Genomic DNA, 12,676 nt, shown 5'->3' with positions numbered 1-12,676 from the left:
AGTTTCCTACCTTATAAATGAGAGGTTAATCACAAAAATGGAAGCATTCACCAGATAAATGGAACCATTAAAGGTCTTTTAATACAATGAGTTATACGGTTTAAGTGAGCTTTTAATGACAAAAATACAAATAAATTGAAATGCAAATAATAGTAATTATCATTTAGATCCAATATTATCTTTCGCGAAATCAAGATAATACTATGGAATTAAGGTAACTATCAGATGTATAAGCAATCCCTACTCTCTGCTTCAATCGTTTTAGCGCTTTCATCAACTTCAGCCTTAGCTGAAGATTATGCCCTATTTGACGAGGTTGTTGTATCGGCAACTCGTACTGAACAAAGCAAAGCTGATGTTTCAAGCTCTATTGAATCAGTATCTTCGGCAGATATTGATAATCAAATGTCCAACGACATAAAGCAAGCCCTTCAGTACACACCTGGCGTAGAAGCTCAAGGTAGTGGCCGTTTTGGTATTTCAGGCTTTAATATTCGTGGTGTCGAAGGTGACCGCGTTAAATTAATGGTAGATGGTGTGCAACAACCTACTCCATATAACCCTGGTGCATCTGAACAGCGTAAATATTCAAACGCGATTGAAGTAGACACATTGAGTGTCATTGAGGTGAATAAAGGGCCCGCTTCTACGCTTTATGGCTCTGATGCTATTGGTGGTGCGGTACTGCTGAGAACAAAGAACCCAGAGGATATGCTTAGAACTGACGGTGATGAAAACCGTTTTGGTATCAAATCTAGCTACACTTCTGCTGATGAACAGTTTAAGAACACCCTTTCTTGGGCCATGCGTAAAGATAAGCTAGAAACTATTGTAATGGCGACATACGCTCAAGGTCATGAAACAGAGACTCACTCGTCGGGCTCTGATGTTGAAGGCCCAGATCGCGGTGCTGCTAACCCTGCAGATACGGAACTAAGTAACTTCTTAGCAAAAGCATTTTACAATGTATCTGATTCGAATAGGATTGGCCTAACGGTAGAACATTATCAGCGTCAATATGATGAAGATGAGCTGAACTACAATGGCTACCAACTTATGCCGGGTTTTGTTTATACGGATAACTACAATGAAGACACCAACAAACGTTTCCGTGCGACTCTAGAGCAACAACTTAAACTAAACTCTTCAATTGCAGACTCTCTGGATTGGTCTCTAAGTTACCAAGATTCTAGTACTCTGAATAAAAACTACGACACGACAGGTTTTAATGGACGTCGTTTACGTGAGCGTGATGCATCTGATGTAAATATGCAGGTCGATACACAGCTGTCTAAGTTGGTTAACATTAGCGGTGCTGACCATGAGTTTACGTATGGTTTTACTTACCTACAAAATGATTTCGAATTAGACAATACTGACCATAAGTTTGACAGAGGCACTGTTACTCCAGGTAGTACAGGTATTCCTGACGCAAAAATCACGCAATGGGGTGTTTTCCTTCAAGACCAAGCGTTCTTCATGGATGACAAGCTCATCGTAACGGGCGGTCTACGTTATGACTCGTTTGTTGCTGACCCATCAACTGATGAAGGCTACACAACGGAATACGACAAGAATGAAGATGACGCATTCACTGCCAAATTAGGTTCGGTTTACCATATCAATGATAGCTTGTCTGTTTTTGGTCAGATTGGTCAAGGCTTCAAAGCTCCTTCTGTTTATGACCTTTACTACTTCTATAACCAAGGTGCTATCGTAGAGGCAAACCCTAATCTGAAAGCAGAAAGAAGCCTTTCTTATGAGCTAGGATTGCGTGGCAACAACCAATATGCCCGTTTCGAATTGAGCACGTTCTACACCGATTACACTGATTTTATCAACGAAACGAAAACAGGTGAGCAAGGAGGTAAAGATGTGTTCACGAAAGAAAATTTAGACGAAGTAACGATTTATGGTGCTGAGTTCTCGTCAACTATCAATCTTGACACTCTGTTTGACGCACCTTACGGCACTTACACTCGCCTAGCTGTTGCTTATGCGGATGGCGAAGACAAGAAGACTGGTAAGTCAATTGATTCAGTTGCACCACTAACAAGTACAATCGGATTTGGTGTTGAACGCGATAATTTCGGTTCTGCGTTAAATGTTAAAATGGTTGCGTCGAAGGATGACTGGAACTCTGACGACAACGTTGATGTATCCGGATACACAGTTGTAGACTTGACGGCTTATTACCGTCCTATGACAGATTTAACTTTGAGAGCTGGCCTATTTAACGCGTTGGATAAGAAGTACTGGTTGTACAGTGATATGTCTGGTAGCGCACACGATTCTCAATTCAACACAGATATCAAATCTCAGCCTGGTCGTAACTGGGGCTTATCTGCAAACTACGAATTTTAATTCGTTACAAGCCTGAACTAAAGAAACTAAAAAGCCAGCGATAAGCTGGCTTTTTCAATTTCACTAAAAATTGTATCAAAAAGGAATAAAGTGAAATTACTTCTCTGCCATTTCTTTCTTAACCATTACTGCTGCAGCAACGATGAAAGTGATGATCAGGCCTAGTTCCATGATTAACTCCAAAGAAAATTAACATTAAACATATAATTCGCGTGCATAGTAACACAATGAATACAGAATGATACTTTTTAACCACTAATTTACTTTTTATTCGATTTAGATCAAAAAAGATGCCCTAGAGCATCTTTTTATAAGTTAACCATTCATGAAACAACTAGATTAGCCTGGGAAACCATTAGGGTTTGTGGACTGCCAGCGCCATGTATCTTCTGTCATTTCTGTCAGTGTACGTGTCGCGTTCCAACCAAGTTCTTTCTGAGCTTTAGCAGGATCCGCCCAGCATTCTGCGATGTCACCTGCGCGTCGCTCGACAAGCTTATAAGGGATTTCCTTACCACTTGCTTGTTCAAACGCCTTAACCATGTCTAAAACACTAGAACCGTTACCTGTACCAAGGTTGTAGATGTGCAGACCATCTTTGCGCCCTACTTTCTCAAGTGCTGCGATGTGGCCGTCTGACAGATCCATTACGTGGATGTAATCACGAACACCGGTACCATCTTTCGTTGGATAGTCGCTGCCAAATACAGACAAGAATTCGCGTCGGCCAACGGCAACTTGCGAAACAAACGGCATCAAGTTGTTTGGAATACCTTGTGGATCTTCACCTAGTTCACCACTTGGGTGTGAGCCCACTGGATTAAAGTAACGAAGTAGCGTAATGCTCCAGTCTGGATTCGCTTTTTGGAAATCCGTTAGACACTCTTCAACCATTAGTTTACTGCGGCCATAAGGGTTCGTCGCACTTGTCGGGAAGTCTTCAGTAATAGGCACAGTTGCAGGATCACCGTACACGGTTGCTGATGAGCTGAAGACTAACGTTTTAACATTCGCTTCGCGCATAGCATCCACAAGCACTAAAGTGCCGTTAACATTGTTATCGTAGTATTCAAGAGGCTTCTCTACAGACTCACCTACCGCTTTCAAGCCTGCAAAGTGGATAACTGCTTCGATGTTGTGTTGTTTCATTGTTTCCGCTAATAGCGCTTTATTGCGAATGTCACCTTCAACGAACACTGGGCGAACACCAGATACCTTCTCGATACGCTCTAATACGCTTGGTTTACTGTTGTATAAGTTATCAAAAAGGACAGGCGTCATGCCTGCGTTAATCATCTGGATACTTGTGTGGCTACCGATGTAACCCATGCCGCCTGTAACTAAAACATTCATGTTTAGTATACCTTTTTTTATGAATACTCAATCTATCACTTATGATACAACAACTTAGGGTTGGCTAACAAACTGTTAGAGGTATTCATTATCGTCAGAGAATACAAATTGACCTTTACCCTTGCGTTTCGCTTGATACATCGCTTCATCGGCTATCTTGAGAATCGCGTCGATGTCATGCTCAGATTTATCGACTAAGTGGATACCCAAACTAGCCCCAACATTGAGGGATCGCTGTTTATGATGCACTGTCTGTCCTATAAGTGTTAATAAGCGCTCAGCGAGCCTCGCTAACATGACTTTGTTTGTCTGCTTAATAATAAGAACAAATTCATCTCCCGACAAACGCGCGACTAGATCTCCAGCTCTTACTTGAGATAACAGCCTGTTTGATACTTCCTTAAGGATGGCATCACCTGCATCATGGCCGTAGTTGTCATTGACGTGTTTGAAACCATCTAAATCCAAATAGATAACGGCAAATTGTTGATTGGCGTAATTGCTTGAGGAAACAACTTCATCCATCACCTTATACAGTCGTGCTCTATTCGCTAAACCTGTTAACGCGTCGTGATGTGCTAAGTGCTCAAGCCTTTCCATCTCTTTGACGTTAGATAGATCGGATAGCGTCAGTACCATATCAAACTCATCTTTCTCTTCGTCTGATGAAACTAGGTTAACTTTGACAAACATTGGGACTAATTCATCAGATGCACTTTTTTCCCATACTTCTCCTTGCCACTGCCCGTAATTCTCTAAAGAGCTACGAATGGTTGGCATTAATGATGAGAACTGCTGCCATGAAAAGACTTCAAACGGTGTTTTGCCCACCAGCAAATCTGCATGATAGCCGAGGAGTTGAGTGACTGCGGGGTTAACCATAGTAATCACATTCGATGAATTAAGTACGATTAACCCGTCTTTGCTGTTTTCGAACACACCGGCGGCAATACGCTGGCGACTCATCGCGATTTCGATATCCGTTACATCTTGCACCGCATAAAGAATGCGGCCATGTTTTGACAACGAACGACTACTCACACGGAGCCAACGTTTGGACTGAAAAAGATCCGTAGTCTCTAACAACTCATCGTTCAGTTCGATATTGCAGTCAATCACGCTTTGTAGGAAGCCTGTTTGCTTGGTTGCTATCAAATCTTGGATCAATAAGTTTTCAAGGAACGACTCTGAACATTTGAAGATGTCGCGAGTAGCTGCATTTGCATGAACAATCAGCCCTTTTTCGTCAACGACGAGCAATGAGTGCTGAACGGTTTCAATCACCTCATTCGCAAAGGACTTTTCTTCTTGAAGCTTGTCTAGCGTGAAGTTGATTTGGTTGTCACGGTGTTGCAGCCTTTCTTGCATGGTATTAAAAGCACGAACGAGATCCCCTATCTCATCGCGATTACTTGCAATGAGCTTAGGCTGGTCAGAACGTCGCTCAACGAAGGCCTGCATTGCTTCGTTGAGCTCAAACATCGGTGCAATGATGAAGCGCTGAATCAATTTGAGGAGGACGCCACCCAGAATTAAAAGAAACAGAAGGTAGACAATAGCGATTTTGAAGATGTTGGTTAAGATCGTATTGAACGTTTCCTTTGATATCGTCACCCTCAAGTTGGCTATTACCGCGTCGTCTAAAGTGACCGGAACCAGCAAGAAGATGTAACTCTCAGAGATCGCAAACTGATGATCGGCGATATCATTGAGTTCTTCGGCATTTGGTCGAGGTATGTTCTTATCGCTGGCTTGATAGCTTGCAAATAGCTGTTCGTTCACGTCATAGAGTTTAACTCGAACAATATCTTTATCTGCGACAAATGCAGAAAGGATCTCTTGAGCGGACGATTTATCCTCAAATAGTATCGCTGCTTGAAGGTTATAAGCCACGCCTTGTGCCAGTACCTTAACTCTTTGAATGAGACTCTCTTTCTCCCTTTCAAAAGTGACAGTGTAATTTACTGATTGAATGGTGACAAAGGTGACCACAATAAAGGTGATTATTGGAAGTATCAGTTTATTTTTTATCGACATATTGTTGATGAAAGACAGCATTATTTGTCCTCCACAATAGCGATACGTAATAAGTTTGAGCCGATAACGTATTCACCTTGCTTGGCGTTAGCTAAGTTGATCTTTGGCTTAAGCTTATTATCTATATGTGTTAACTCGATAACGCCTCCCATATCAGTAAAGTTGGGAATATCACTTATCGTTACAGTATGGGGTGAATGATCCTTGCGCGTGAACTGACTATTACTGAGTTCAGAAAAATAAGTGATATCACACAGAGACGTAATAGATTGTTGAACGTTAATGGCGAGTGAACGTATCGACTTCCCCGCAGTGATCTCTGTGAGTACTTGACTTACTTTCTTGTCGCCAATCACACAAAAGTTGACGGTATCCATTGTGCTTTCGTCGTTCCAACGGATGAAATTGGCAATTCGAAACAGATATACAGCTTTGACTTCATACGACTTAAAGCTAGCCGCAGGCGTAGTCGTGGAACTCATGAGCAGCACTAGTGTGAAGGCATAGAGTGTAATTTTGCCTCTAACCCAATTAAAACTCATGAGAAACCCTCACATAAACCGACTCTTGGTTGACACTTTTTTGTGAGGTTCGCTCGGCTTGATAACCATCACTTTTACCAATATTTTCAACCACAACTTCTATCAAAGGTGCTGCTGGCGATTTTTTCCATGCTAAACGAGCATCGAAGGTAATTTCATGTGGGTATTGCTGCCATTCATATTGAGTCCCATCTGCTGCAGTCCAGTATTCAGGATAGTTCACATTAATGTATTGACCGATGAGGTCAAATTGCCAGCTGTCGGTGATGTTCCACATAATTTGTGCTGTAGCGAGATGTTCATTATCAATATCGTAATACACGCTCGTCTGCGGACTGGATTTAGGATCACCGCCTTTGCTTTCACCTTCTAACGTTGCATAGGCATAACTTAGGTAACTGGTTAGGTCCTTAGAGATTTGATAGCTTGCCCCTAACTCTAAACCGTATGTTTTGGCTTTATAGTCATCAGATAGTGCACCAACATAAACATGGCTCGCAGGGATGTCTGTCGAGTCATAACTGTGGAAACGAAGGTTGTCGTGCTCACTTAGGTAAATTGTGGCATCGAGTTCCAAATTTGCATTATTCGAATAGCGATAACCCATCTCAGCCGTTACAACATTCTCAATGTCTAGGTCCGCATTGGACTTATAAACATCTAGGTAGCTGTTGTTAGAATCAGCTGAATAACTGTTGAAGTAGTATGTGGAGTTTGAATCCATATAAGATGGTGCAACAACCGCACGGCTGAGCCCTGCCCATACAGAATGACGAGGATTTACCTTATATAAACCTCGTACTTGTGGTGAGAGCTCTGTTGAATCATTCTGGGTGAAGTGTTCCACTTTCGCGCCGATGGTAATAGAAAGCGCTTGTGTCATTTGAATTTGAGATTGAACAAACGCGTTGGCGATATAATCGTTCGCTGATTTAATATTATAAGCACGGCCGTAGTAATCAGGGTTATACCAATCCACGTCAGTAACTTGGCTCGATGAGAAATCGAGGTACATGTATCGGAGACCACCTCCGAGTGTTATTTGATGACTGGCTGATAACTGACTGATGTAGGTTGAGTCAAAGTCTATTGTCGAATAGCTACCCGGGGCATCCGGAGCATTATCCTCGTTATACTCACCCCATAGGGAATAAGAGAGCGTCGAATTTTCATCGAAGTGACGAGAGTCATTAAATTGAATGTAGGCCGATTGACTTTTGTTGTCGAAGTCGTTCGCTTGCGAATTAACAAACGCTCCTGTTTGGTCATATTGAACGCTATATAACTCTGACTCATGAAAGCTCTTTTCACCACCGATGCGTAAGGACCAGTTATCTTCGGCATTGCTCGGCTGAAACACCATACCCGCGGTTTGTGCTTTCCACTTTTTAGATTCACCAACACGATACGGTGGTTCTTCACGATACTTGTAAAATGCTCGAGCATTGACATTGTCGTTTAGGCTTAAGCCCTGACGAACACTAAACTCGTAATTATCGGTATTAGAAGCGACACCAGACAGATAGGTTCCTTTCGTATCGTTGGCAGACTTAGTAATGATGTTCACCACACCATTCACGGCATTGCCTCCCCAAATCGTACCTCCAGGTCCTTTTAGTACTTCGATTCGCTCGATATCAGCAAGCACATAGTCAACATCGCTCCAATACGTGCCGCCATAGACTGGGCTAAATAGGCTTCTACCATCCATCATGACCAGCATTTTGTTATACAGGCCATCATGAAAGCCGCGTGTAGACACAAACCACGATGTTTCATTGAACTTAGTGACTTTTAACCCAGGGACAAGCGCCAACACTTCCGCAATAGTTTTTGCGCCGCTACGTTGTATGCGTTCGTTAGAAAGTACATAGACGGAGGAAGGAATGTCGGTGAGTTTCTGCGTCACTTTTGACGCCGTTTCCATTTCGACATCTAACATCGATAACTCTTCAAGACTCATTGACATCAATTGATCTAGCGAGTTTTCTTGAGCAAATACAAAAACAGGCGTTGTTAATGCTAGTCCTAAGCAAACCTGGCGGGATATCATGTGCTCACCTAATATACAAATAGATATTAATCCTTTAATCAATAATTAAACTATATACGAAATGCTATACCGTTGATTTTTCGGTATCGAAAGTTTGAATTAGATCACGGTTTATTTATGGCATTTATAAGACCGTCATTAGTAACTTTAACGTAAAGGATTAGCACCACGTGACAACGAAGATTTTGCTTAATTGCGACATGGGAGAAAGTTTCGGCAACTGGAAGATGGGCGATGATGAATCGGTCATGGAATGGGTTGATATGGCAAATATCGCCTGTGGTTTTCATGCGTCTGATCCCCACGTGATGTCAAAGACTATCAAACTGGCCCAGCACTATCATACTCAAATCGGTGCTCATCCTGGTTATCAGGATCTTGTTGGGTTTGGTCGCCGGTCAATTCCTCACAGTGTGGACGAAATCAGTGAACTCGTATGCTATCAAGTCGGTGCACTACAAGCTCTGTGTCGCTATCACCATGCTAGTGTTGGCTACGTAAAACCTCACGGTGCGCTTTATAACGATATGATGGCAAATACAGATGTATTTAATGCAGTCGCGCAAGCCGTAGCGGAATTTAATATCCCTCTTATGATCCTCTCTTCTTCTGACAACCAACAATACTTAGACATCGCTGATGATCACGACTTACCCCTTTTGTTCGAAGCATTCGCTGACCGAGCATATTTAAACAATGGTCACCTTGCGCCACGTTCGCAGAAAGGCTCGGTGTATGTGAACCAAGACGATATCTACAACCAAGTGATGCAGATCGTTAACTACGGTTCGGTCACGACCATTGAAGGTGAAAGGCTACCTATCGAAGCTGACACCATCTGTGTTCATGGTGACAATCCCCAATCCATCGCACTCATTAGAAAAATCCGACAAGATCTCAACGCGTTTAATTAATCGCGGCGCAACGAATGCCCTCTGTTCCCTGCACAAGTACAGAGGAAACACTCATGACGCATGAACATGGAAGTTGGAATAAAACGTATGGAAAGCAAATGACGAAAAACGAGATAAAACTTAATGTCGAGCCTGTTGCTGAATGCAGTGTGCTTGTGACGCTACAGCCATTAACCGCAGGCTCTAGCGAGAGCAATGCACAATATATGGCCCACTTTTCAGATGCTATTCGCCAGAGCTTAGCCACAGTATTGATGAACGTCACTCCGGCGTATAACACAATATTGGTTGACTACTTGCCTTACCGAATTTCTGAAGAGCACTTTATTTCTCAATTCAAATCGATACTGACTGAGGCAATGGCGACATATTCACGCGAGAGTAACACTCGCAACATTATTGAATTGCCAGCCTATTACTCAAAAGAAACGGCCCTTGATTTGGATAGATATCGGGCTAAAGGCTTGTCGCTAGACGATATCATTCACTATCACACTTCTCAGACCTACAGTGTAAGCGCTATTGGCTTTATCCCTGGCTTCGCCTTTATGTCAGACGTGGTTGAGCCGTTAGTTCTGCCTCGCCACTCTACTCCACGGCTCAGTGTCCCTAAGGGAAGTATCGCAATTGCAGATTCAAAGACTGCGGTTTATCCGTCTGATTCCCCGGGAGGATGGAATATCATCGGTAATTGCCCTATTTCGTTGTTTGATCACGCTCAGTTGACTCAGGCTAACCAAATGCACGACCAACTTTCTCTTCTGAATGTGGGTGACTCTGTGCGCTTCAAAGCAATATCAAAACAAGAGTTTGTCGAGCTTGGAGGAGATGTAGGCCATGGTTAAATCAGTCAATAAAGCGAGCCTAACCATAGTGAAACCGGGGCCTTTAAGTATAATTCAAGACTTTGGACGTTTTGGTGTTTCTCACCTTGGTTTAACACAAGGGGGCCCCGTAGACGATTACTCCTATAGTTGGGCAAATCACTTATTAGCCAATCCCGTCAATCAAGCGGCGCTAGAAATCACTCTTGGACAGTGTACTCTGCAAGTCAATGATGATTGTGAGATGGCGATTTGCGGTGGTGACTTACAGGCAACTTTGGATGGGAAACCGTTAGCCAACTGGAGTACATTTCAAGCGTTTAAAGGGCAAATGCTTTCGTTTGGCTTACCTAGGAATGGACTCAGAGCTTATCTCGCGATTAAGGGGGGCTTCGTTGTTCCTGGAGTCCTTAATAGCAGTGCAACAGTAACGCGTGAAAAAATAGGTGGATTAACTCAAAATGGTGAACCTTGCCAAGTTGGAGACCAATTAATTTTCACTAAGCAAGCTCTCACTAAGCACTTTAAGCCTATTAGTGTCACCTTCCGGTATACACCCGATTACAACTTGCCTGTTAACTTAAGAGTCATTGAGAGCTACCAGAGCGAACTATTCTCAGAGGCAGCCAAGGAGACGTTTTATAGCTCACCCTATATCGTGGACCAAAACTCTAATCGTATGGGTTATCGTCTTAGTGGTGAATCGGTTCACTCTCCAGATATCTCACTGTTATCCGAAGGCATTGCGCTAGGTGCTATTCAGGTACCACAAGATGGGCAACCTATTGTTCTGCTCAATGACAGGCAGACTATTGGTGGTTATCCAAAGATCGGGTGTGTAGCAAGAATTGACTTACCACGTTTAGCGCAAGCAAAGCCCGGGCATCAGATTTCATTTAGTAAGGGGGATCGCGTGGGGTTGCAAGATGTGTGGTGTCAGTGGGCGCGCTTTTTCGGTTATTGATAATGAGCTTTCAGCCACCGTTGAGAATGGTGATTGCCAAGGGATAAAAAATCGGCTTACCTAAGTAAGCCGATTTTTCGTTTTAGTGGTGGTCTTGGCCCGAAACTTTCGCCAGCGCATTTGGGTATCCACGCTCTTGGGTCAACCCTATCGCTTTGTTTTCAATATCGTTTAACTCAAGTGACATTGTCACTGAATGTGTCTCTTCAATCGAGTCAGACTCTGGAATATCGAACCATTGTTGAGCCACTTTCTGCGCAGCTTCTAATGTTGAAGACGCCTTTACTACTTCAAGCCTTGCATAGCGTTCACCACAGAAAGAGACATCTGAGGCTCTTAGGCTTGGGTCTGTGCCTGGAATTTGTTGAGCGCCGAATAGAGGTTTTCCGCCAACTTGAGCAGAACTAAAGCTCGGAATGAACTGTGACATATGCGTAATTGCCGCACGTGTTCTCAGTTCGAGCTGTTCTTCACTCCAACCAGATACAATCTTCTTGAGCAGTTTTGATGGTAACTGCGGTTGAGAAGAGTCTGTCGAAGATGATACTAACCCGCCTTCAAACAGCGTGATCCCTTCCGTCATACCGTGAAGTTGGAATACACCGTCTGCGTATGGTGTTAATTGAGCCATGCCTTGCGGTGTGCCTCTTGGGCCATGAAAGATAACCTCCGGCCACTCTTCCTTGCATTCTTGGGAATATGGCCACTCTGTAACGTAAGCGGCTTTAAACTCAACAAGTCGCTGCTGCTTCGAGCCAACAAAGTCATCCACTATGCCGGTCTCAAAGCCACTGGCGTTAATTAAATAATCAGTGGTTAGTTTACGACTTTGGTTATCAACATCGGTATAAGTCAAAGACCAACCTTGCCCCGTTGATTGAACCGATTGTAAACGGCTGTTAGTCAGCACAGTGCAGTTAGCTTGTTGCCCCAAAGAGAGCTGAGCGGTCGCAGACAGTCGGAACACACTCCAACCGTACTCTTGAACCATAGCAACGGGATATTTAAGCGTGTCTAAGTCGGTATGCTTGGCAAAAGGAATGCACCACTCATCAAGTGATGTCGGTTTCAGTGGTTGTGTCTTCTTAGAAAGTGCGATGAGTTCTTCTTTACTGTATAGCTTATAGTATTCCTCGGGGTCACCAAGCACTTGGTTGCTTTTATCTTGTTTAACAAGCTCAGCATAAGCGTCTTTGATTATTTTTAGGCGAGGAAGTAAGTCCATTGGGTCCCCACCATCACTGTGTGGTACAGCAATGATAGTAGGACGAATATTGATCGTGTGAGGAAACAGACGAACAGTATCAATAGACTGAGTAAGTAACTGAAGACACTGCTCTACAGAAATATCTCGATACAAATTGCCGCCAGCGTGTAGGTGGCAAATCGGTGGACCATTAACCAAACTCGGCCCTTTTTCTAAGATTGTGACCTTAAAACCCAACTCACTGAAGTGAATAGCGCTTGTTGTTCCGGCTATACCACCACCAACAATGGCAATAGAAGCTTGATTTGTATCCGTTTTGTTGTGGCTCATCGTGTTCTGTAGAATAAGATTAACTGCCGCTATTCTACTTTTGTTCGAGTACGAATTAAAACACATTTTTATCAAGGTCTTAGGCTCC

General features: G+C 43.2%; 9 protein-coding genes. 4 read left to right on the top strand and 5 right to left on the bottom strand.

The window, feature by feature from the left end; genetic code table 11:
- Positions 1 to 225: 225 nt before the first annotated feature.
- Positions 226 to 2,364, top strand: coding sequence for a TonB-dependent hemoglobin/transferrin/lactoferrin family receptor (locus tag L0991_15455; protein XGB64947.1), 2,139 nt, complete (start codon positions 226 to 228; stop codon positions 2,362 to 2,364).
- A gap of 339 nt (positions 2,365 to 2,703) precedes the next feature.
- On the opposite strand, the gene galE is transcribed toward L0991_15455, so the two are convergent.
- From galE to L0991_15435, 4 genes are all read right to left on the bottom strand, one after another.
- Complete coding sequence (galE, locus tag L0991_15450; GenBank protein ID XGB64946.1) at positions 2,704 to 3,717, bottom strand: UDP-glucose 4-epimerase GalE; 1,014 nt, start codon at positions 3,715 to 3,717, stop codon at positions 2,704 to 2,706.
- A gap of 75 nt (positions 3,718 to 3,792) precedes the next feature.
- Positions 3,793 to 5,775, bottom strand: a complete 1,983-nt coding sequence (locus tag L0991_15445) for a diguanylate cyclase (GenBank protein XGB64945.1) — start codon at positions 5,773 to 5,775, stop codon at positions 3,793 to 3,795.
- Positions 5,775 to 6,236, bottom strand: a complete 462-nt coding sequence (locus L0991_15440) for a YfiR family protein (protein XGB64944.1) — start codon at positions 6,234 to 6,236, stop codon at positions 5,775 to 5,777. Before L0991_15440 ends, L0991_15445 begins: the two co-directional genes overlap by 1 nt.
- 49 nt (positions 6,237 to 6,285) lie before the next feature.
- Entirely contained in the window at positions 6,286 to 8,349 is a 2,064-nt protein-coding gene (locus L0991_15435; protein ID XGB64943.1) for a TonB-dependent receptor, read from the bottom strand.
- A gap of 170 nt (positions 8,350 to 8,519) precedes the next feature.
- Here L0991_15435 and L0991_15430 point away from each other — a divergent pair, with 170 nt between their 5' ends.
- The 3 genes from L0991_15430 to L0991_15420 all read left to right on the top strand — a co-directional run bounded on the left by L0991_15430 (position 8,520) and on the right by L0991_15420 (position 11,051).
- Entirely contained in the window at positions 8,520 to 9,263 is a 744-nt protein-coding gene (locus L0991_15430) for a LamB/YcsF family protein (GenBank protein ID XGB64942.1), read from the top strand.
- A gap of 98 nt (positions 9,264 to 9,361) precedes the next feature.
- A complete protein-coding gene (locus L0991_15425) occupies positions 9,362 to 10,108 on the top strand; it encodes an allophanate hydrolase subunit 1 (protein ID XGB64941.1) in 747 nt (248 codons plus the stop codon).
- Positions 10,101 to 11,051 carry a biotin-dependent carboxyltransferase family protein gene (locus tag L0991_15420; GenBank protein ID XGB64940.1) on the top strand — a complete coding sequence of 317 codons (951 nt, stop codon included), beginning with the start codon at positions 10,101 to 10,103 and terminating at the stop codon, positions 11,049 to 11,051. Before L0991_15425 ends, L0991_15420 begins: the two co-directional genes overlap by 8 nt.
- Before the next feature lie 82 nt (positions 11,052 to 11,133).
- Here the strand turns inward: L0991_15420 and L0991_15415 are convergent, their stop codons facing one another.
- Positions 11,134 to 12,588 (bottom strand): FAD-dependent oxidoreductase, encoded by a 1,455-nt coding sequence (locus L0991_15415; protein ID XGB64939.1) that lies wholly within the window; start codon positions 12,586 to 12,588, stop codon positions 11,134 to 11,136.
- Between the last annotated feature and the right edge of the window lie 88 nt (positions 12,589 to 12,676).

Source organism: Vibrio chagasii, from assembly GCA_041879415.1.
In the GTDB taxonomy this organism is placed as follows: Bacteria; Pseudomonadota; Gammaproteobacteria; order Enterobacterales; family Vibrionaceae; genus Vibrio.
Note: the sequence above shows the minus strand (reverse complement) of the source record. Positions and strands in the feature narration are given on the sequence as shown.

Coding starts and splice junctions, on each gene's coding strand:
- L0991_15455 (XGB64947.1), top strand. CDS start 226: ATGTATAAGCAATCCCTACTCTCTGCTTCAATCGTTTTAGCGCTTTCA.
- galE (XGB64946.1), bottom strand. CDS start 3,717: ATGAATGTTTTAGTTACAGGCGGCATGGGTTACATCGGTAGCCACACA.
- L0991_15445 (XGB64945.1), bottom strand. CDS start 5,775: ATGCTGTCTTTCATCAACAATATGTCGATAAAAAATAAACTGATACTT.
- L0991_15440 (XGB64944.1), bottom strand. CDS start 6,236: ATGAGTTCCACGACTACGCCTGCGGCTAGCTTTAAGTCGTATGAAGTC.
- L0991_15435 (XGB64943.1), bottom strand. CDS start 8,349: ATGATATCCCGCCAGGTTTGCTTAGGACTAGCATTAACAACGCCTGTT.
- L0991_15425 (XGB64941.1), top strand. CDS start 9,362: ATGACGAAAAACGAGATAAAACTTAATGTCGAGCCTGTTGCTGAATGC.
- L0991_15420 (XGB64940.1), top strand. CDS start 10,101: ATGGTTAAATCAGTCAATAAAGCGAGCCTAACCATAGTGAAACCGGGG.
- L0991_15415 (XGB64939.1), bottom strand. CDS start 12,588: ATGAGCCACAACAAAACGGATACAAATCAAGCTTCTATTGCCATTGTT.